17 protein-coding genes and 1 other annotated feature are annotated in these 22,160 nt (G+C 43.1%); of the genes, 3 read left to right on the top strand and 14 right to left on the bottom strand.

Translation table 11 applies throughout. From position 1 onward, the window contains the following. Positions 1-78: 78 nt before the first annotated feature. The 5 genes from QVP35_RS04795 to QVP35_RS04815 form a co-directional block, all read right to left on the bottom strand. Positions 79-3,540 carry a pyruvate carboxylase gene (locus tag QVP35_RS04795; RefSeq protein ID WP_022260847.1) on the bottom strand — a complete coding sequence of 1,154 codons (3,462 nt, stop codon included), beginning with the start codon at positions 3,538-3,540 and terminating at the stop codon, positions 79-81. A gap of 181 nt (positions 3,541-3,721) precedes the next feature. After that, complete coding sequence (locus QVP35_RS04800) at positions 3,722-5,623, bottom strand: bifunctional 4-hydroxy-3-methylbut-2-enyl diphosphate reductase/30S ribosomal protein S1 (protein WP_009288719.1); 1,902 nt, start codon at positions 5,621-5,623, stop codon at positions 3,722-3,724. Positions 5,624-5,626: 3 nt separating this feature from the next. Beyond that, positions 5,627-6,289 (bottom strand): (d)CMP kinase, encoded by a 663-nt coding sequence (cmk, locus tag QVP35_RS04805; RefSeq protein WP_009288720.1) that lies wholly within the window; start codon positions 6,287-6,289, stop codon positions 5,627-5,629. Between the two features lie 12 nt (positions 6,290-6,301). Next, on the bottom strand, positions 6,302-7,522 hold the full coding sequence (locus tag QVP35_RS04810; protein WP_009288721.1) for an NAD(P)/FAD-dependent oxidoreductase: 1,221 nt from the start codon (positions 7,520-7,522) through the stop codon (positions 6,302-6,304). Positions 7,523-7,551: 29 nt separating this feature from the next. Continuing rightward, positions 7,552-8,892 carry an MATE family efflux transporter gene (locus QVP35_RS04815; protein ID WP_225103667.1) on the bottom strand — a complete coding sequence of 447 codons (1,341 nt, stop codon included), beginning with the start codon at positions 8,890-8,892 and terminating at the stop codon, positions 7,552-7,554. Positions 8,893-9,000: 108 nt separating this feature from the next. Here QVP35_RS04815 and QVP35_RS16545 point away from each other — a divergent pair, with 108 nt between their 5' ends. Together QVP35_RS16545 and QVP35_RS04825 are read left to right on the top strand one after the other, a co-directional pair. Further along, a complete protein-coding gene (locus QVP35_RS16545) occupies positions 9,001-9,666 on the top strand; it encodes a DUF3298 and DUF4163 domain-containing protein (RefSeq protein WP_022260849.1) in 666 nt (221 codons plus the stop codon). A 345-nt stretch (positions 9,667-10,011) separates the two neighbouring features. Further along, positions 10,012-11,127 (top strand): acyl-CoA--6-aminopenicillanic acid acyltransferase, encoded by a 1,116-nt coding sequence (locus QVP35_RS04825; RefSeq protein WP_009288725.1) that lies wholly within the window; start codon positions 10,012-10,014, stop codon positions 11,125-11,127. A gap of 5 nt (positions 11,128-11,132) precedes the next feature. On the opposite strand, the gene QVP35_RS04830 is transcribed toward QVP35_RS04825, so the two are convergent. The 5 genes from QVP35_RS04830 to queA all read right to left on the bottom strand — a co-directional run bounded on the left by QVP35_RS04830 (position 11,133) and on the right by queA (position 13,502). Beyond that, positions 11,133-11,606: a GyrI-like domain-containing protein gene (locus QVP35_RS04830; protein WP_227060239.1), complete on the bottom strand. Its 474-nt coding sequence runs from the start codon at positions 11,604-11,606 to the stop codon at positions 11,133-11,135. Between the two features lie 3 nt (positions 11,607-11,609). After that, positions 11,610-11,978 (bottom strand): helix-turn-helix transcriptional regulator, encoded by a 369-nt coding sequence (locus QVP35_RS16695; protein ID WP_108912274.1) that lies wholly within the window; start codon positions 11,976-11,978, stop codon positions 11,610-11,612. A 58-nt stretch (positions 11,979-12,036) separates the two neighbouring features. After that, on the bottom strand, positions 12,037-12,234 hold the full coding sequence (locus QVP35_RS04835; protein ID WP_009288728.1) for a YwbE family protein: 198 nt from the start codon (positions 12,232-12,234) through the stop codon (positions 12,037-12,039). Between the two features lie 88 nt (positions 12,235-12,322). Next, positions 12,323-12,469, bottom strand: a complete 147-nt coding sequence (locus tag QVP35_RS16700) for a Fic family protein (protein WP_083809522.1) — start codon at positions 12,467-12,469, stop codon at positions 12,323-12,325. Positions 12,470-12,476: 7 nt separating this feature from the next. After that, complete coding sequence (gene queA / locus QVP35_RS04840) at positions 12,477-13,502, bottom strand: tRNA preQ1(34) S-adenosylmethionine ribosyltransferase-isomerase QueA (RefSeq protein ID WP_009288729.1); 1,026 nt, start codon at positions 13,500-13,502, stop codon at positions 12,477-12,479. 174 nt (positions 13,503-13,676) lie between these two features. Here queA and QVP35_RS04845 point away from each other — a divergent pair, with 174 nt between their 5' ends. Continuing rightward, complete coding sequence (locus QVP35_RS04845; protein ID WP_006568897.1) at positions 13,677-14,030, top strand: hypothetical protein; 354 nt, start codon at positions 13,677-13,679, stop codon at positions 14,028-14,030. Positions 14,031-14,116: 86 nt separating this feature from the next. On the opposite strand, the gene QVP35_RS04850 is transcribed toward QVP35_RS04845, so the two are convergent. The 4 genes from QVP35_RS04850 to QVP35_RS04865 form a co-directional block, all read right to left on the bottom strand. Further along, complete coding sequence (locus tag QVP35_RS04850) at positions 14,117-15,814, bottom strand: aryl-sulfate sulfotransferase (protein WP_009288730.1); 1,698 nt, start codon at positions 15,812-15,814, stop codon at positions 14,117-14,119. Between the two features lie 161 nt (positions 15,815-15,975). Further along, a complete protein-coding gene (gene pheT / locus QVP35_RS04855; RefSeq protein ID WP_009288731.1) occupies positions 15,976-18,396 on the bottom strand; it encodes a phenylalanine--tRNA ligase subunit beta in 2,421 nt (806 codons plus the stop codon). Between the two features lie 54 nt (positions 18,397-18,450). Next, positions 18,451-19,470 (bottom strand): phenylalanine--tRNA ligase subunit alpha, encoded by a 1,020-nt coding sequence (gene pheS, locus QVP35_RS04860; RefSeq protein WP_009288732.1) that lies wholly within the window; start codon positions 19,468-19,470, stop codon positions 18,451-18,453. 69 nt (positions 19,471-19,539) lie between these two features. Then, positions 19,540-19,713: a binding site (T-box leader), on the bottom strand. 53 nt (positions 19,714-19,766) lie between these two features. Then, positions 19,767-22,112, bottom strand: coding sequence for a hypothetical protein (locus QVP35_RS04865; protein ID WP_022260850.1), 2,346 nt, complete (start codon positions 22,110-22,112; stop codon positions 19,767-19,769). Between the last annotated feature and the right edge of the window lie 48 nt (positions 22,113-22,160).

The following is a 22,160-nucleotide window of genomic DNA, read 5'->3' on the forward strand; positions in this document are numbered from 1 at the left end:
CGAAATCCTCACTTTGATTTAATAAAAAGGAAGAAGCGCAGTGCTTCTCCCTTTTATTGTCTGTCATTATGAGTAAGATTATTCTTCTTCGATTTCAAAAGATACAAGCAGATCTTCCTGATTGACCTGTTCGCCTTCATTAACGTAGATCTTATCCACCTTTCCGTTAACTTTGGATACGACGGTGGTTTCCATCTTCATTGCTTCCACGGTAAGAAGCGGCATATTCACAGTTACCGGATCTCCCTCTTTTACGAGGACTTTTCCGACGGTTCCAGGAATTGTTGAGCCTAAATGTCCCGGATTGCTCTTATCCGCTTTGATCCTGTGGTCGGCCTTGACTTCCAGGTTGCGGTCTAAGATCTTCACTTCACGCATGGAACCGTTGACCTCGAATTCCAGCAGACGGTATCCGTTCTCATCGGGTTCTGACATATCCACAAACTTGATGATCAAATCTTTTCCTTCTCCGATGGTCAGTGTCGTCTCCTCACCCTTTCTCAGCCCGTAGAAATACACATGGCTTTCCAGCCTTGTGACGTCATTGTAAGCCTCAAAATGTCTGCAGTAATCCTCATATACTTTCGGATACATCGCATAGCTGATGGCTTTGCGGTGAAGCGTCTTTTCGTCTTCCATTGTATCAATATAAAAGAACTCTTTGAGCCCTTTCTTGATCTGATCGAAATCTTCCGGAGGAATCAGGCTTCCCGGACGGACGGTGATCGGCTCTTTGCCTTTCAGCACGATAGCCTGAAGTTCTTTCGGGAATCCGCCTTCCGGCTGTCCGATCATTCCTTCAAAATATTCGACTACGGAATCAGGATAAGATAATCCTCTGCCCTCTGTCAGAATATTTTCTTTGGTCAGACCGTTTTTAAACATAAAGATGGCAAAGTCTCCGACGACTTTAGAGGAAGGCGTAACTTTTACAATATTTCCAAGCAGATCATTGGCATCTTTGTACAGACTCTTGATCTCCTCAAAATCCTCTGCTGCTCCCATCTCTTTTACCTGAGCCAGCAGGTTGGAGTACTGTCCTCCCGGGATCTCATACTTGTAGATCTCTGTGTTCGGAGCGTCCATGCCGCTTTCAAACTGTTTATAAACCGGTCTCAGTCTCTCATAGTACTGGCTTAATTCTGTGAGTTCATCCGGAACTAATCCCGTATCCCTCTCGGTTCCCCTGAGTGCCTCTGTAAGAGAGTTCATGGACGGGTTGCTTGTCATGGAACTCATAGATCCGATGGCACAGTCAACAATATCCACTCCCGCTTCCGCTGCTTTCAGCAGAGTGCTGACTCCGTTTCCGGTGGAATCATGGGTATGCAGATTAACCGGTATATTCAGTTCTTCTTTTAACGTTTTGATGAGCTTTTCGGCTGCATAAGGCTTTACAAGCCCTGCCATATCTTTGATGGTAAAGATGTGGCATCCCAGGCTTTCCAATTCTTTTGCCTTTTTTACATAGTAATCCAGTGTATATTTTGTCTCATCCGGATTCAGAATATCCCCGGTATAACAGATAGCTCCTTCCACGATCTTACCGGTCTTTAAAGCCGTTTCAATCGGAAGCTTCATATTCTCAACCCAGTTTAAGCTGTCAAAAATACGGAATACATCGACTCCGCGGGATGCCGCCTCTTCGATAAAGGTTGTCACTACATTGTCCGGATAATTCTTGTATCCGACCGCATTGGACGCCCGAAGAAGCATCTGAATCAGGGTATTCGGCATTCTTTCTCTTAAGAGTGCCAGTCTTACCCACGGAGATTCCTTTAAGAAGCGGTAAGAAGTATCGTATGTGGCTCCTCCCCACGCTTCCATGGAAAATGCATTTGCCATGTACTGGTTGGATGCCTTGGCAGCCCCTGCAAGATCCTTCGTTCTCATACGGGTGGCCATCAAAGACTGCTGGGCATCTCTCATTGTTGTGTCAGTTACATAAAGTTTTTTATCATTTAAGATCTTCTGAGTATAACCTTCGGCTCCGAGTTTTAAAAATTCATCCCTGGCGCCGTAAATCTCTTTCTTTTTGTCATACTTCGGAAGCACACGGTCTTCGAAAAACGGTTTTTCTTCTGCCTTCTGTTCGTTGACCATTTTATTTCCGAGGAACTCCAGAATCTTTGTGGCACGGTCCTGGGATGCGGCGAAAAGGAACAGCTCAGGAGTATCTTCTATAAATGTCGTATAGCACTGTCCTGATTTAAAAGTCTCATGGTTAAGGACATTGATCAGGAACGGGATGTTGGTCTTGATACCCCGGATTCTTGTCTCTTTCAGCACACGGGTAGACTTCATCACAGCCCCTAAGAACGTACGGTCATGAGAGCATGCCTTTACGAGGAGACTGTCATAATATGGAGTGATCTCTGCCCCTGCATATGCATTTCCTCCGTCCAGGCGGATTCCGTTTCCGGCTCCGGAACGGTATACTGTGATCTTTCCTGTATCCGGCAGGAAGTTGTTTGAAGGATCTTCGGTGGTGATACGTGTCTGAATAGCATAGCCCGTAGTTTCCACACTTTCCTGAGAAGGAATCTGAATCTCATCAGAGTCAAGGGCATACCCCTGAGCAACGAGGATCTGCGTCTGTACGATATCGATCCCTGTTACCATCTCTGTCACCGTGTGTTCTACCTGAACCCTCGGATTCATCTCGATGAAGTAAGGATTGTTATCGGCATCCACAAGAAACTCTAAGGTTCCGGCGTTGCGGTATCCGACCGTCTTTGCCAGCCTTAACGAACTGTCAAATATCACCTTCCTTGTCTCTTCCGGAATGCTGAAGGCCGGTGCATACTCTACCACCTTCTGGTGACGCCGCTGAACGGAACAGTCACGGTCATACAGATGAACGACATTGCCGTAGTTATCTCCGATGATCTGTACTTCAATATGTTTCGGACTTTTCAGGTACTTTTCAATAAAAATCTGATCGTCTCCGAATGCCTTTTTGGATTCATCTCTTGCTTCCGCATATTCCTTCGGCATATCTTCTGCCGTGTGAACGATGCGCATGCCGCGTCCGCCGCCTCCGTTGGATGCTTTCAGCATCACAGGATATCCGACCTTCTCTGCAATCTCAATGACTTCTTTTTCACTATGTACCGCATGGTCCACACCCGGTATGATCGGCACATCCGCTTTGATTGCCATCTGCTTGGAAGAGATTTTATCTCCCATCGCCCTCATGATGTCAGATGTCGGTCCGATAAAGGTAATCCCGTGTCTCTCACAGGCATCTACAAATTCCGGATTTTCAGACAGGAATCCATACCCCGGATGGATCGCATCCACATTTTTCTCTTTGGCAATCCGGATGATGGTCTTGATATCCAGATACGCATCGATCGGTCCTTTATCCGGATTCAGCTGATATGACTCATCCGCCTTGGAGCGGAACAATGCATAGCGGTCTTCTTTTGAAAATACACCAACAGTGGTAATCCCCAGCTCATTGAGAGCACGGAATACACGGATCGCAATCTCACCGCGGTTGGCTACTAATACTTTTTTAAATTTCTTTATTTGCATTGGTAAACTACTCCTTATATAAAATTTGTCTTTCCTGACAGGACAATGATCCGCCACAGCAAGACGTATTAGAAAACATTATAGCTTAAAATCAGCCATATTACAATAGCCGATTCAAAGGGAACCCCCGACAGGTCAAAAAAAGACGGTTTCCTGCATCGGAAACCGCCCCGTCAATCTCTTATTCTGCATCCTCTGCATTGTCATTGAGCAATGCTTTCATGCTCAAGCTGATCTTCTTTTCATCCTTTTTGAAGTCAACGACTTTGGCTGTGATTTCCTGTCCAACGGATAAAACATCAGATGGCTTGTCAATATGTTCCTTGGCAATCTGAGAAACGTGAAGCAGTGCGTCAATGCCTGATTCCAGCTCAACAAATGCTCCGAAATCTGTCATACGTGCGACTTTTCCGTCCACAACATTGCCAACTTTGTATTTCTCTTCTGCCTTTAACCATGGATTTTCCTCTGGGAATTTCAGGCTCAGCGCGATCTTTTCACCCTGGATATCCTTGATCAGTACAGTTACCTTATCACCGATAGAAAATACCTTTTTCGGATTTTCCACACGTCCCCAGGACATCTCTGAAATATGAAGCAGTCCGTCTGCGCCGCCTAAGTCGATGAATGCACCGAAGTCTGTCACGTTCTTGACAACTCCGTCGATCTTCATTCCAGGCTCGATCTTTGCGAATAATTCTTTCTGTTTTTCTTTCTTTGCAGCCACTAACAACTGCTTGCGGTCTCCGATGACTCTTCTCTTTCTCGGGTTAAACTCACTGATGACAAACTCGATTTCCTGTCCGTCGTATTTCTTTAAGTCTCTCTCGTAAGAATCAGATACAAGGCTTGCCGGGATGAAGACTCTCGCCTCATCAATAATCACACTTAAACCACCATCTAAAACCTGAGCCACAGGCGCTTTGAGCACTTCCTTGTTTTCGTAAGCTTCTTCCAGGCGCTTGTTGCCTTTTTCTGCTGCCAGTCTCTTATATGTCAACAACACTTGTCCTTCTCCGTCGTTCACTTTAAGGACTTTTGTCTCCATCGTATCCCCTACTTTGGCGATCGTTGTTAAATCTAAGTTAGCCGCATCATTAGAGTACTCACTGCGTGTCAGGATACCGTCAGCTTTGTAACCGATGTTTAAGATGATCTCATCTGGTTTTACGTCAATGACTGTTCCTTCCACTACCTCTCCGTTACGAATCGTAACTAAACTTTCCTCTAATAATTGTTCAAAACTCTTTTCCGTCATGCTAGCATGAACCTCCTTGATAATTTTCTCTGGGGTGGATGCCCCCGCTGTAATACCTACCTTACCAGTCGATTCAAAAAGTTTCAAATCCAGGTCTTTAAGTGTCTGCACAAAAAAGGTGTTCCCACACTCTTTTTTGCTGATCTCATATAATTTCTGGCTGTTAGAACTTTGTCTGTCGCCAATGACAATCATTGCATCTACATCGTGTGCTATAGATTTTGCTTCCAGTTGACGCTCTTCTGTGGCATTACAAATTGTATTACATACTTCTATATGATAACTCTTTTCCTTGATAATTTCAACTATATCTTGAAATTTATTGTAATTAAATGTCGTCTGTGAAACAACGCAGGCCGGTTTGTCTCCGAGTTCGACTCCCGAAAGCCCCTCTGCATCGGAGATCACATGGACTTCTCCGCTGCACCAGCCCCTGATTCCTTCTACCTCGGGATGCTCCGAGCTGCCGATGATCAGGATCTGTTTTCCTTCGGCACTGGCCTTCTCCACGATCCTGTGGATCTTTAAGACAAAAGGACAGGTGGCATCTACCAGATGCAGCCCCTTCTGCCGGATCAGCTCATAAATATCCTTTGCCACGCCGTGGGACCGGATGATCACGGTTCCCTCTGAAATCTGCTCCAATTCTTCTCTGGAACGGAGGACTTTTACGCCTCTTTGTTCCAGATCGGAGACCACCTCCGAGTTATGGATGATTGGTCCGTATGTATAGACCTGTTCTTTTCCTGCCTCCTCATATACCTTATCCACCGCGCGTCTGACACCGAAACAAAATCCTGCTGTTTTCGCTAAGTTTACTTCCATCTCTTATTTCACCTTTTCAAATTCGCGGATCACCGTATCGGCTACTTCTTCGATCGTCATCCCGGAAGAATCCACGAGAACCGCATCCTCCGCCTGTCTAAGCGGCGCGATGTCTCTGGTCATATCCTGGTGGTCCCTTTTCTTTATATCTTCTTCAATGACAGCAAGATCTGCCTCCTGCCCTTTCTCAATGAGTTCATCATAGCGGCGCTTTGCCCTGACCTCCACGGAAGCCGTCAAATATATTTTTAAATCCGCATCGGGAAGCACATTGGTCCCGATATCCCTTCCGTCCATTAAAATGTCCGCAGTTTTTGCGAGATCTCTCTGCAGATCTAAAAGAGCAGCCCTCACAGAAGGATATGCGGATGTCTTGGATGCCATATTCCCCACTTTCTCCGTCCGGATCTGTCCGGTCACATTTTCTCCGTTTAAAATCACCTGCTGCATCCCGTTCTCATAAGTTATGCTGACTCTTATATCCTTACAGGCAGCGTCAATGGCCGCTTCATCTGTATAATCGATCTGGCTGCGGATAAAATACAAAGCCATGGCCCGGTACATGGCTCCCGTATCCACATAGATAAATTCCAATTTTTTTGCGATTGTTTTTGCGATCGTGCTCTTTCCGGCTCCCGCCGGGCCGTCAATGGCAATACTGTACATATATGATTCCTCCTAATTCATTCCTGCCAAGTATCCTGTGGACCATGCGATCTGAAGATTATAACCCCCGGTCAGCGCATCCAGATCCAACACTTCCCCTGCAAAATATAATCCCTGCACCTTCTTGGATTCCATGGTACTCGGGTTGATCTCTTTTACATCCACTCCGCCGTGAGTGATGATAGCCTCTTTAAACCCTCTCGTACTCGTGACCATAAGAGGCATAGCTTTTAATAGTGCTGTGAGACTCCTCCGCTCATCCTTCGTGATCTCATGAACCTTTTTGTCCTCCGGAATTCCGGATAGTTCTAGGATAACCGGGATCATTTTTTTTGGCAACAGCTTTCCAAGAGAATTTTTGAATTCTTTATTGATATTTTTCTGAAAATCTTTCAGAATTCTCTGATCCAGCTGTTCTTCCGACAATGCCGGCTTCAGATCGATGCAAAATTTTAACTGTTTTCCTTTGTGCCTCACCGCATAGCTGCTGGCGCTTATGATAATCGGTCCGCTGATGCCAAAATGAGTAAACAGCATCTCCCCGAATTCTTTATAAATACGTTTTCCGTCTGCATAAAGGGATGCTTCCACATTTTTAAGGGAAAGCCCCTGAAGCCTTGAACAGACTGTCCCGTCGATATTAAAAGGAACAAGCGCCGGGTCCAAATGAGTCACCTTATGTCCCGTTTTTTTTGCAAATGAGTGCCCGTCTCCGGTGGAACCTGTGGAAGGATAAGAAACGCCTCCCGTTGCAATGACTACCTTGTCCGCCTTCATCTTTCGCCCGCCATTTACTTCAACACCCCTGATGCTGCCATTCTCCGTCAGAATCTGTCTCACCTCCGTATTCAGCTTAACAGACACCTTTCTTTTGCCAAGTTCTCTCTCCATGGCTCTGATCACGTCTGACGATTTGTCAGACACAGGAAACACACGGTTCCCCCGCTCTACTTTCACCGGACATCCCCATTGCTCCATCCATTCCATCATCTGTTCATTGGTGAAAGAATAAAATGCACTGTATAAAAATTCCCTGTTGGTAACTACATGGCCCATCAGATCTTCGATGTCACCGGCATTGGTCAGATTACACCTGCCTTTCCCTGTAATAAAAAGCTTTTTCCCCAATTTTTCGTTTTTTTCTAATAGGGTGACTCGATTCCCCTCTCCTGCAGAACAGATGGCAGCGATCATTCCCGCCGCACCTCCTCCGACTACGATTACATCACTCATAAAACTCCTTTGTCAATCACATTGATTCTTTATTTTTCCAGCAACAGATTCTTTTTCCGGAATACGAAATATAACAATCCGGCTGCATCCGCCAAAGCCCATCCGATCGGGACTGCCCACCAGACTCCGGCGAGTCCGATGACCGGCACAGATGACAGCATATAGGCCAGTAGTACCCTGCTTCCCAGGGAAATGACAGTCAGCCAAATAGAGACTGCAGAACGGCCCAGTCCCCGATAGAGTCCATAAAGCAAGAACAATATACCGATCCCTGCATAAAAACAGCCCACAATATGCAGATACTTTACTCCGATTGCAATAATCTCCGTTTCCTGAGGTTTGATAAAAATCATCATAAACTGTCTTGCAAAGACGACCACTGTCACAGACGCAGCCGCGCAAAACCCAATAGAAATGAATACCGCTGACCGAAGACCTTTTTTTATCCTGTCTGGTTTTCCCGCTCCATAATTTTGTGCGATATAAGTGGTAAAAGCATTTCCAAAATCCTGTGCCGGCATATAGGCGAAGGCATCAATCTTTACCACTGCGGCAAAAGCTGCGGAAGTAAGAAATCCAAAACTGTTGACTAATCCCTGCACCATCAAAATTCCAAGATTCATGATCGACTGCTGTATAGCTGTCAGAGTAGAATTATTAATGATCATACCAAGAAGTTCCCGGCTGTAATACATATGACAGCGTTTTGGACACAAGTCTCCTGCTTTAGAAAAAAAGTATACTGTAATCAGTACGGCAGATACCCCCTGGGCGGTTACTGTGGCCCACGCCGCCCCGGCAATCCCCATCCCAAATTTTAAAATAAAAACCACGTCCAGTATGATGTTCAGCACCGCAGAGACAGCCAAAAACACCAACGGTGTCACCGTATTGCCGATGCTGCGGAGTACAGAGCTGAAAAAATTATAGATGCAGACAAAAAAGATTCCAAAAAAAATAATAAATAAGTATTCTTTTGTAAACGGGGCCGCTTCTTTTGGAATGTGAAGCCACACAATCAAATGATCCAGCAGAAGAAATGCTGCTGCCGTAATCACGGCGGAAACCAACATAATAAAGACGAACGCATTGACAATAGATGTCTTCATTCGGTCATGCTCTTTACGCCCATAGAGTTGGGCAAAGACAACGCCGCTTCCCATACAAAGTCCCAGTAAAACAGAAGTCAGAAGAACCATCAGAGCATAGGCCGAACCGACTGCAGACAGTGCGGCAGCACCGATCGTTCTGCCTACAATCAGGGTATCAGCGATATTATATAACTGTTGTAAAAGGTTGCCCACAATCATTGGCAGGCTGAATAATATAATAGAACGGCCAATCCGGCCGTCGGTCAGGTCGACTTGCATCTGTACCCCCATATCTTTTGGTAATTCTGTCAGAAGAAAAAACATTTATATTCATATTTAAAAATTTCCACAAGTATACTGTCAATAATAAAAACTTCTGAGGCCCTCATGCAGAAAATCCATAATAAAGTTCTGAAAGATACTATGTTCTATCATGATATCCCAGTACTCACCTATAAGATAAACTATCCTTTTTTTGAAACTACATGCAGTCCGCCGGCAGCCTGCCATATAAACGGTTATTATGCATTAAAGGCTGAAAAAACAGAGAAGAACTGCCGCACAGATCTCTATTCGCAGGCAGTGCAGGCGGCTCAGTATATTCCAGAGAATATACCGCCATTCAACAGCTATGAATTTCTTTCTGATTACCATATAGTTTACAATAAGGGCTGTATCGTAAGTCTTTATACAGATCAGTATTCTTATTCAGGCGGGGCTCACGGAGCAACTGTGCGCAGCTCTGACACCTGGGATTTCTGTATGGGAAGGCAGATAAACCTGACGGAATTTTTTCCCGGAGTACAGGGATTTCCCGAATGCCTTTTCCGACGCATAGAAAAACAGATAGAGGATCGTTTAAAAGAATCCCCAGCCACTTTTTTTGAGGATTACAGCCAGCTTCTCCGTAATAACTTTCATGCTGAAAATTTTTATATAACCCCAGCCGGCTTAGTGATTTATTACCAGCAATATGACATTGCCCCCTATGCATCCGGTATTCCCGAAATCGTCATTCCTTTCAGAAACAGCCGGTCCCCGGAGATTATATAATCAGCATCGCGTCCGCAGAAAACGAGCGGTGCAGGGACACTTTTCCTACATCGCTTTTCTGTATATTTATAATAGCCTATTTCAACTGTAAAGTTAATATAAAAGACAAGAAATTTTGTGTTTTTAATCTTATATTTAAACTTAAAATAAATTTCTGATTATCTTTTCACAAATTCTTATATGTCCGCAAAGCCTTATTCTGCAGGCTTTGCGGGCATTTTTACTGTCGGCAGACACTTCACGTTGTAAGAGAAAAAACAAGACGAATTAAATGCGCAAAATATATCATGAATTAAGTTGCCTGCTAATTTATAATATGAATTATATTAAGAAAAGAGGTGCTTTATGGAAAAAGCAAATGTAAGTATTTTTGAATTATGCGGCTCGAATTATGAAATTGGGTATCAGCTTGGGAAAATCGCAATGAACTGCCCTCAATTTGCAGAAATGCAAAAATGCCCACCCGGTGCTTATACGGAAAAACAAGCGGCACAAATGACCGAAATGTTTGATTGTTATTGCCCCGGACTGAACGAAGAATTGCAAGGTTTTGCAGAAGCTATTAAAACAACAAGATTGCAAATGCTTTACTATGCAATGACTTATTTAACGCCCGGTTGTTCTTTGCTTGCTGTACTGCCTAAATTAACAGCAAACGGACATGTAATGGCAGCTCGTAATTATGAGTTTTCTCACAAGATGGAGGACTTTTCCTTCTGCAAGACCAAAGTTACAGGTAAGTATGCTCACATGGGTGGAAGCATGATGCAGTTTGGGCGTGGCGAGGGAATAAATGAATGTGGCCTGATGGCTGCTCAAACATCTTGCGGTATGCCGGTTGGCAATATGGAAGTCATGCGCAGACCCGCTGTTACAGGTTTACAATTTTGGGCGGTCATACGATCTTTATTAGAAAACTGCAAGAATGTAGAAGAAGCTCTGCAGACTCTAGAAGATATGCCGATTGCCTACAATATCAATCTGATTCTTGCTGATAAAGAGGGGAACGCTGCTTTATTTGAAACATTAGATGGGGTTAAAGCTTTTAGAAAAATTGATGATACTACTGAACAGCAGTATTTACATTCAACCAATCACGCACATTTGCAGGAAATAATTAATCTTGAGCCGATGGCAATGAAACATTCAGTTTGTCGATATAATTATATTGAAAATTTCGTGAATCAATCCCATGGGATAAATACCAGGGATTTAAAGACATTACTTTTATCTAAATATCCTGAGGGATTATGCTGTAACTGGTATGATAATTTCTTTGGCACAATTAAAAGTATGGTTTTTGATGTGACATTGGGTACTGTGGAAATTTGTTGGGGTGGATTAGAAAAAAATGGTTGGCAGACATATTCTTTAGTAAATGATATAAAAGCAGAAAATTTCACAGTTGACATCAAAACTTCCAATTCACAATTTGAGGATGGTGCATTCGTCAAAATATAAAAAGCTTATTTTATAGGAATGTAGATAAGGACATAATTATCTGCGTCTGTATACTCACGTACTTGCCCATCGTATATTTCATATGATTCACGATTATCTAGTTGAAATTTTGAAGACATTGCCCAAACTCCATAAATATAGTCATAGGATAATACCAGGTTCTGGAGAGAACCGGTATGTGTAAACACCGCATATTTTCCTTTGGACAACGTCTTTTTTTCAAAAGATTTTGGTACAGTTAAAAATGCTTCAATTGGTGAGCCTATCATCACTGAAAAACGAAGATCATCATTTTCTAAATATGAAGCATTATGACTTTCATATATACTATAACCAATTGTATTCATATTATGAATTCTACACATTTTCATATATTGAGACCATAGTTTAGGTAATGAATTATTATAAAAAGTAGTAGTTCCTCTTATACCTGCTATCACTATGTCTTCAGTTTCAATTATTTGAGGGGTTACAGAAATATTTTAAGTAATGTGAGAAATATGTTCTTGTTCTAGTTTTCGTTTTGTTTTTACAACTAAATTAAGACCATTTTTTCTATAAACGGTAGGTGACACATGAAATATATTTTTAAAAGCGCGGCTAAATGCTTCTGATGATTCAAATCCGCTGTCTATTGCAATATCTATAATTTTTTGTTTCGAATAAATCAGACTTCTTGAAGCTTCATACAACCTGCGTTTATTTATGTAGCTGCCCACAGATTCACCTAAAACCGCAGTAAACACACGTGTCATATGAAAATATGAATAACCTGCGTGATTTGCAACATCACGCAGTCCTATATCATTATGGAGGTTTGATTCTATAAAATTTACTGCAGTGTCTAAAATATTTTTTTACTCATAGATTAAGTCTCCACAAATACCATGGTTTCTTTCATATCCATATCTATCTGACAATATCCTGTACCCGGCCTACCTGCCCATCCTCAAGCATCACTTTTATGCCATGGGGATGGTAGCTGCTCTTTGTCAATAGCCGAGCTACAATTCCTTCTGTCAGCTTTCCGGTCCGTTGGTCCGCTTTCAGGACAATCTTGACCGCCGCTCCAATCTTCACATCAGACCTGTTTTGTCCGTTCATCATTTTCCGCTCCTATTTTTTGAATTTCTCATGTTCCTGATATTCATGCGGCCGCTCTTTATAGTCCCGCACCATATAATCGCCAATTTTCTCATATTTCCCAGGCAAGCAATACCGCAAAGACAATAACGCTGCGGGTGTTGCCCTCCCGAAAGGGATGTGTCTGCCAAATCTGGGCATTGATTCTTACGATACGGAATACAATGTCTTTGTCATTCTGCCTGTTTCGCTTCAGAATTTTTTACTCACATTATAAACATCGCATCACCAAAGCTGAAGAAACGGTACCGCTCCTTCACAGCCTCGTCATACGCCTTTAAAATATGCTCTTTTCCCGCCAGTGCAGACACCAGCATCAAAAGTGTAGATTCCGGCAGATGAAAATTAGTGATAAGACCGTCAATGACCTTAAACTTATAACCCGGATAAATAAAGATCTCCGTCCATCCGCTCTTAGGTTCAATAAATCCGTTTTCATCTGCCGCGGATTCCAAAGTTCTTGTGCTGGTCGTACCAACGGAAATGATCCTTCCGCCTTCTTTTCTGGTTTTATTGATTTTTTCTGCTGCCTCTTCATCTACAACATAAAATTCAGAGTGCATATGATGTTCTGTGACATCTTCCACCTTCACAGGACGGAACGTTCCAAGCCCCACATGCAGAGTGACATAGGCAAGCCGTATCCCTTTTTCTTCGATCTCTTTCAGCAGTTCCTTTGTAAAATGCAGCCCTGCTGTCGGCGCCGCCGCAGACCCTTCGTGTTTGGCGTATACGGTCTGATACCGGTTCTTATCCTTCAGCTGATGAGTGATGTACGGAGGCAGAGGCATCTGTCCCAGCTCGTCCAGCACTTCCTCAAAAATCCCGTCAAACTCGAACTTCACGAGACGGTTTCCTTCGTCCACAATGTCCGTAACCTCACCGACAAGTTTCCCCTGTCCAAACGAAATTCTCGTCCCCGGCTTCGCCTTCCTTCCCGGTTTTACAAGTGTTTCCCACGTATTGTCCTGTTTTCTTTTTAAGAGCAGGACCTCGATTTTCGCACCTGTTCCCTCTTTTTCACCAATCAGCCGGGCAGGGATAACCTTCGTATCGTTTAACACAAGGCAGTCTCCTCTTTTCAGATAACCGGCAATATTCCGGAAACCCTCGTGTCTTATCTCCCCTGTTTCTTTGTCTAACACTAATAATCTTGAACTTGAACGGTCGGTCAGCGGATCCTGTGCGATCAGCTCTTCCGGCAGGTCAAATGTAAAATCTGATGTTTTCATAATTGCTCCTGTTTTCTCTAATTTCTTTTCAATAGGATAGTATAGCATTAAAAACAAAGCGCCGCAATGCAGAGCCCTGTTTTCTTTGATTTCCTATTGACCTGGTATTATTGCAATTCTTCTTAAATAAGAGTAAAATAAAATCAAAACCGGACGACAGAGGAGGTTCCCATTATGAAAAAAGATGTATTAGATTTTGTTGTAGAAAAAACCCGCGAACTAATCGATTCTCCTACATGCAGCAGTGAAACCAGAGATGCGGCTAACACCTGGCTGGATTCTGTGGGCACCGAAGCGGAGACAGAGGAAACAAAAAAATACATTGCCGAATTGGAAGAAGATATTATGCCCATTGACACTTTGATCGGTTTTGCAGAGTCCGAAGCCGGAGCTCAGGTTTTCGGGGCAGACAAAGCAAAAGATGTTGCGGCACATGCCAGAGAGATCAAGGCGGAAGGCGCCGAATACTGCGACTGCCCTGCCTGCGCAGCTGCAGCCGCTATCCTGGAAAAGAAAGACCAGCTCTAGGAGAACAACCAAAAATACATAACTCCAATAAAACCCGGATATGCAGCATAACCTCTGCATATCCGGGTTTTTGTGTCATTCAAAAACTATTCTCTGAATAAATATCCTTCAAAATCATACTTCATAACACGGTAAGAGTACTTGTCCGCATCGTAGTAAAAGGAATAAATGAGTTTTCCGTCCTTGTCATATTCTCCGAATGTTTTGCTGGTACCGCTTCCAAAAGAAATATTATTCTTCAGGTGTTCAACACTGCTGACGATCGGAGAGTAAGGGATCGAAAAGGACTGCACCAGTTTATAAGTCCTCTTGTTTTCATCCACGAGATACTTATAATACATAGACTTCTCCCCTTCTTTCATTGTTCCGGTTCCCGGGAACATACTCCAGTCAAAATTCTTGATCGTGGCAGAATATCCGTAATTATTATTGAACATGTAGAGATAATACTGGCCTTTCGGAAGTGACTTATCATGTTCCACCGAAATTGTATGCTGTCCCGCCTGGCCAACAAAATTTCCTTCTTTTTTCAGCAGATATTTCTTATAATCCGTTCCATTATAGATCGTGCCTCCATGGATCAGATAATCCACTTCCGGTTTTTCAAACACATTTTTCATCTTAATAAGCGTGCTCTGCTCCCTGCTGCTGAAAATCATACTGTCATCATCGATCATATTCATGGAGTTTAAATGAAGCCAGTCAAGTCCCGTTCCTCCATAAGTGTTTTTCTTCGGACGGTATGCCAGAAGCCGCATGGTCTTAAAATAGTCTTCAAAATCAATCAGTTCCTTTACTTCTCCCGTCTTTACATCAACAGAAATTACAATGTCCTCAATGGTATCCTGTTTTTTGTCATTGACGAGGCAGATAATTTTATTTTGTTTTTCTGCATAAAGAAAGTCATGATGAAATTCATAATTTTCTCCAAGATCATAAGTCTTTGTGACTTTCCCCAGCCTGTTGACCATGGCGATCTTGTTAAAATCGTAAGAGTAAGCCATATCATCGCCGACAAAGAGCAGACGGTCTGTGCGATAGTCATTTAAAGGCATCCTTCCCCGGTTCACTCCATTATTGTCATAGAGATAAATATTTGCATTCTGTGCCTTGTCATGCCCCAACAGTGCAAACAGCCCGTCCTCCATCTTCTGTGAGGAACTTCCCTTTGTCTTTTTCAGCACCCTTGGAATAACATCGTCTTCCGGTATATCCACATAGAAGTACTGCTTTTCAACAGCTCTTCCATCTTCGTTAAAAAATTCCATGGTCACCTTATTTCTCGTACCGGCTGACAGCCCAATGATCTGATATTCATGGGTCGTGCTGTACTTCTTTTTCCCCTTCAGCGTATGTTTGTATACTGCTGCCCCCGCATCAGGTGCTTCTACCGTACATACTGCATAAGAAGCCCGGTCTGTTTTTCCGTAATAGTACAAAGCCGTCGTATTTGTCCCATATGCATTTTGGATCACCATAGGTTTCTGGATGGTATAGTCTTTTTTCTTTTGCTTGTCAATCTGATTTTGGGATTCTTTCTGATAAGCTTCTGTGAACACATCTTTTTCCTTGTGTTCAAGTGTCATAGGCTTTACTTTGATCTCTCTTAGTTTTACGCTTTTAAAGAACTGTTCTTCTTTGTAATTCGCATAAACACGGTATCCCAAGAAACCAGCTGTCAAAAGAACCAGAACCGCCAGAATGCAAACGATGACTTTTTTCTTCCTGTGTTTCTTGCCCTCGGTCTCCTGCATTTCTTCGATCATTCCTTTCAAATAGCTCATTTCTCATATCCTCCTGTGACATTTTCAACGGTATTATAACACATTTCCATAATATATGTAACTATTTTGTAATAAATTTAACACAAAAGAAAAGAAGAGTAGAAATATATGCAGAATCCGCACTCTCTCTACCCTTCTTATTATTTCCTCTTATTTCCCGCTTATGCCCTCAGTTCAATGCCTAATGTCTTTAATTCTTCTAAAATCTTATCAACGATCTTATTAACCTCTGCTTCCTCCAGTGTCCTGTCCTGAGCACGGAAGGTCAGGGAATATGCCACAGACTTATATCCTTTTTCGATCTGGTCGCCCTCATACACATCAAACAGTTCAAAGCCTTCCAGCAGTTTTCCTCCCTTGTCTCTGAAGATTTTTTCGATCTGTCCAACGAAGATCTCCTTTTTCACCACCATACTGAGATCCCTCTTCATCGCAGGGAATTTTGCCACCCCGGTATATTTGCGGTCAAAGGTCGCCTGTTCCGTAAGAACCGGCATATCTATGACGGCCACATAGACTTCCCCTTTCATTCCGTAGTTTTCTGCGGCCTGTGGATGCATCTGTCCGATATATGCGGCCTTTTGTCCTCTGATCAGCACATCTGCCTGACGGCCCGGATGCATGAAAGGATGCTCCCTGGTCGGAATATATTCGGACGCTCCGCCGAGTCCGAGATCTTTCAAAATATCTTCCAGCACTCCCTTAAGCGTAAAGAAATCGCCGTCTCCGTACATTCCCAGAGTCAGCTGCATCCGCTCCTCCGGAAGTTCCGTGAGGGGAAGAGCCTTTGGAATATAAATATTTCCGAACTCGTAAAGACGAACATTCTGATTTCTGTGGCTGTAATTATTGGCCAGAGACGTCATCATGCCGTTCAGTGAAATAGTTCTCATGATACTGAAATCTTCACCCAGCGGATTGGAAATTTTAATTGCTTCCCGCTCTTTTGCGCCTTCCGGAATCAGCAGCATATCAAACACTTTCGGGCTCTCAAAAGAGTAGCACATTCCTCCGCTGAATCCATTCTGCTCAGCAGACTCTCTCGCAATATCCTCCACACGGATCTTAAACGGCTTTTTCCCCGCAGTCGCTTCTCCTCTCGGCAGAGTGACCGGAATGTTGTCGTATCCGTAGAATCTTGCCACTTCCTCTGCCAGATCCGCCATACAGTTCAAATCCTGCCGGAAAGAAGGAATCCGTAATTGGTTGGAATTCATATCATATTCCACATCAATACGCCTGAAATATTCGATCATCTCTTCCATAGAAATATTCGTTCCGAGCAAAGCATTGATCTTATCCACTTCCAAAGGAAGACAAACCGGCTGTTTTGGTTCCGGATAGACATCCACTGCCCCTCCGATCACTTCTCCTGCTCCCAGTTCCTCGATCAGCTGGCATGCACGGTCCATAGCCGCCATGGCATTTTCCGGGTCCAGCCCTTTTTCAAACTTGCTGGAAGCGTCAGTCCGAAGTCCGATCCTCTTTGAGGACAGACGGATGTTTGTTCCGTTAAAACATGCAGCTTCAAATAAAAGTGTTTTAATATCATCTGTGACCATGGAATTTTCTCCGCCCATGATACCGGCGAGTCCAACCTCTTTTTCACCATCACAGATCATGAGGACATCTCTGTCTAAATTCCGTTCTTCACCGTCAAGAGTTGTAAATTTGTCTCCGTCCTTTGCCCTCCGCACGATGATCTCATTTCCAGCTATGGTATCCAAATCATAGGCGTGCATTGGCTGTCCGTATTCTTCCATCACATAGTTGGTGATATCCACCAGATTGTTAATCGGACGGATTCCCATAGCTGCAAGTCTTCTCTGCATCCATTCCGGCGACGGTGCCAGTTTGATATTTTTCACAACCCTTGCCGTATAACGCGGACAAAGATCGGTGTCCTCTACGGTTACTTTGATAAAATCATTGACGTCTTCGCCATTGCCTGTCTTTGTAACGACCGGCGGATGAAATTCCTTCCGAAAGGTCGCCGCAGCTTCTCTGGCCATACCGATCATACTGAAACAGTCCACACGGTTTGAGGTAATCTCAAATTCCACCACCTGGTCGCGGAGTCCCATGGCTTCCACCGCATCGTCTCCCGGTTTTACATCTTTCTGGAAGATATAAATTCCCTCTTCCGGTGCTTCGGGATACATATCTCTGCTTGTTCCCAGTTCTTCCACGGAACACATCATGCCAAAGGACGGCACTCCCCGAAGCTTTCCTTTTTTGATTTTAATTCCCTCTTCCGGGTTTGGGCTTCCGTCATGGCCGCCGGCCACTTTCCCCCCTGCTAAAACGACCGGTACCAAATCACCCTCAGAAACATTCTTTGCTCCGGTGACGATCTGGACATTTTCCGTCCCCACATCCACCTGACAAACGATCAGTTTGTCGGCATCCGGATGCTTCTCTATGGAAAGAATTTTTCCCACTACGATCTTTTCCAGATTTTTATCTAATTCTTCATAGCATTCCACATTGGACCCGGAAAGTGTCATCTTATCTACATATTCCTGTATCGTACAGTCAAGATCCGGCACATATGCCCTGATCCAAGAAATTGGTGTATTCATTCTCTATTCTCCTTCAAAATCTAAATATATTCACTTGCCTTTGCCGCCCGAAAATTAAAACTGGCTCAAAAATCTCTTATCGTTTTCATACAGCAGGCGCATATCGTCAATCTCATACTTCAGGAGCGCCACACGTTCCAGACCGATTCCGAATGCAAATCCTGAATAAACTTCCGGGTCGATCCCGCAAGCCCGCAGAACATTCGGGTGCACCATACCGCATCCGAGAATCTCGATCCATCCGCTGCCCTTGCACATACGGCATCCTTTCCCTCCGCACTTAAAGCAAGTGATGTCCACTTCCGCACTCGGCTCTGTGAATGGGAAGTGATGCGGACGGAATTTCACCTTTGTCTCCGGTCCGAAAAACTCTGTGGCAAACTGCTGAAGGGTTCCCTTTAAGTCCGCAAAGGTGATTCCCTTGTCCACGACCAGACCTTCGACCTGATGGAATGACGGTGAATGGGTGGCATCCACCTCGTCAGAGCGGAACACCCGTCCCGGAGCAATCATACGGATCGGCATCTGTCCGGTCTCCATGACCCGTGCCTGTACCGGTGAAGTCTGGGTGCGCAGAAGAATATCCTTTGAAATAAAGAAGGTATCCTGCTCATCTTTTGCCGGATGGTTTTCCGGGATATTGAGCATCTCGAAATTATACTTATCGTATTCTACCTCCGGGCCTTCCACGACTTCATAACCCATTCCGATGAATACCCGTTCCAAGTCTTCAAGAGCAATCTGGTTCGGATGGCGGTGTCCTTTCTCATGGACTTTCCCCGGAAGCGTCACATCAATAACTTCTGTTTTGAGCTTTTCTTCCATAATCTTTTTCTTAAGAAGAGCCATCTCCTTTTCCAATGCCTGTTCTACGGCTGCCCTCGTGTCATTGACCATCTGTCCGACCATCGGACGTTCTTCTTTGGCAACATTCTTCATGCCTTTTAATACCTGGGTAAGTTCTCCCTTTTTGCCCAGAACCGCTATCCTGATATCATTCAGAGTGTCCATGGCATCTGCTGTGTTGATCTTCTCCAAGGCTTCTTTTTTAATCGCCTCAAGTTTCTCCTTCATAATCACTTCTCCTTGTTTTATAATCTGATCTAATAGAATGAAAAAAATCCCATCCCTTATATAAAATATATAAGGGACGGGAATCATCTCGCGGTACCACCCTAATTCCAGGAAAAAACGACCTGGCTCTTAGTCTCCTGCGTAACGTGCAGATAACGTTATCCCCTACTGTTCTTTCAGGGATACGACTCCGGTGTGAAATTCGGGAAAGACTTCCTTACTGTGCACCTTCTCTGTCTTTATCATTCCTTATTTTATCACACAAAAGCGGAATGTCAAGACGGAAAACCGATTCTTTATCTCTCCCATAAGCTCTGCAGCGCACTGTGGAAAACAGCCTCATACAGAATCTGATAATCCTTCATGGTAAATGCAGATACATGAAAATCAGGCGAGGACAGCTCCTGTATTTTCTCCTGGATGACCTCTAAGACAGCATAATCAATATCCATGTGATCCATGACATTTTTAGAAAAATCAAAATTATGTTTCTTCTGAAATAAGATACAGTTTGCATGAAAAAGGAATTCAAAGATCAGGCTGTTATTTAACTTGATATCAAGCTTCTTTGCAATTGCTCTCAGAGCACGAAAAAATAGTTCATTCGTTGTAAACGTATTGATTCCGGGGGTAAGCTTGGACGCAAACAAGAGATGTTTATCTGCGGATCTTAAAGTATAACTCTTTAACTGGTTGTCTTTTAATATCTTCATCTCATCATTCTGGCTTATTAACAGGTTTGGGATGATGGAAATAATACTGGCATTTTTCTTCACAGACAGCTTTAAAATCTCTTTCACCAGAATAAAGGAATGAAACTGGACATTATAAGACAATACCTTCGTCTTAGGAAAAAAGTAATTGGTAATGGTTTGTTTCATATCCGCGTCTGATAAGATCAGGACCCCCTGTCCCCGATTGATGCTGACCGCAAATTCATATAAGTTCTCAAGATTCGTTCGTTTCTCATTTCTTTTTTCGGATAAAACAGCAGGAAAAGTATGTATGATTCTCCGGTCAAAGAATAAATTGAATATATTTGCGTAATTACTTGCCAACAAATGATATTTTGAGGTAATGATCACAGGAATATGGATATCACTCATGATTAAGTGGGCATATGTCAGTATAGATTGGATCATTTTTTCTTGGGTTTTTGACAGTTTGCAGTGGTTTGTCTGTGCTAATTGAATCAGATTGTTTAACAGTGCTTTCATCTGTGGTGTTTGAATGTCCATAGAAGGGGTTTCCTTCACAATATCCAGACTTTTATCTTTCCGGAATACAGACAGAATCATATGTTCCACTTTTTCTTTTAAAAATGGGTCCTGGCAGAATACACTTTTATTGAATGCTTTTGTGATCCCTGAAATAAGCCTATCGCCGGAATAACTGTTCTCAGATACAGCGGCAGTCACCCTGGAACAGATCAGCAGCTGCTTTGAAAAGAAATCTGAAACTATATTTTTTGTTTCAGCCAAAGGCTCATTGGAGTTTAGAAACAATTGATCAAACTCAATTTCTCCGTTTGGTCTGATCTGTATCTTGTCAGGGATCTCTGCCTTTAGTTCAGGAATGGATTTTATAAAATTCTCCCTTTCATTATCAAACAAGACCGATGCATCTAACATAAGTTCATTGTTTTTGCCTGCAGTACTTGATGTATAGAGAATCCTTGAAATTGTATATAAAATCTCATTTTCTAATTGATGCAGGTTGCTGCACTTATGTAAAATCAGCTGAATGAATTGGGAAGATACAAACATTGTTTTATCTAAACGGTTGCTCTCTTTTTGGATCATATTCAATAGAATCGAAATCAACTCTGATTGCGGCCGGTCTTTTGCGGAAGGAAAGTTCAGGATGACAGGGCTGATGGAATGAAGCAGGTCTGACTGTAATTCTGATGCCGCAATAAAGGCGATCATCGGTGCGTCTTTTTTATTTTTATATTGGATTTGAAGAGAATGTACAAAACCGCTTAAGATTTCAGAGTCTACGTTTTTTTGAACAAACTCAATTGCCAGGATAAAAATATTATGATCCTTTTCTATCATCTCTATGGTCTGCCTTAGATTGACGTAAATATCGCTGAATTCAATATAATAAACCGATGATTCCCGGGAAGCCAATCCCAACGTTTTTGCACGGTTTAACATTTCTTCTAAGAAAAACTTCTTCCCCGTCCCAGCTTCCCCCTGCATAAAAAAGATCTTAAAGAAATATTTAGGGAGATAAAATACAGGCAGGATCCTGGTTACAGCTTCATATAAGGACCCATTTTGCTGACTTCCGATAATAGAAAACGACTGGACGATGATCTGTTCTTTTGCCGGTACGTCATATCGGATGAAGTCTGAAATAGTTTCATTTTTATTCAGTGTATCAGGGATGGATACAAAAGGAAAAGAGTTCCGGATGATCTCTCTTGAAATAAAAGTGGTGGGGCGTCCTGCCTTCTTGATTAATTTTCCTTCTTTGTGCAGATCATTTAGGATACGTGACACATTTGTCCTGTCAATATATAACTCCATCGACAGAATAAGCGCATTGCATTTTTCAAAGGTAAAATTATGATGATTGATGCTTTGCAAGGTTTCTTCTTTTAAATAGGATAAAATTTTCTCTTTGTTCGTAGACATGGCCATATCTCCTGCGTATATTTGGTGCTGATTATGGTGTTTCTATAA

It is taken from the genome of Anaerostipes sp. CAG:276 (genome assembly GCF_000432215.1).
Classification (GTDB): domain Bacteria; phylum Bacillota; class Clostridia; order Lachnospirales; family Lachnospiraceae; genus Anaerostipes; species Anaerostipes caccae.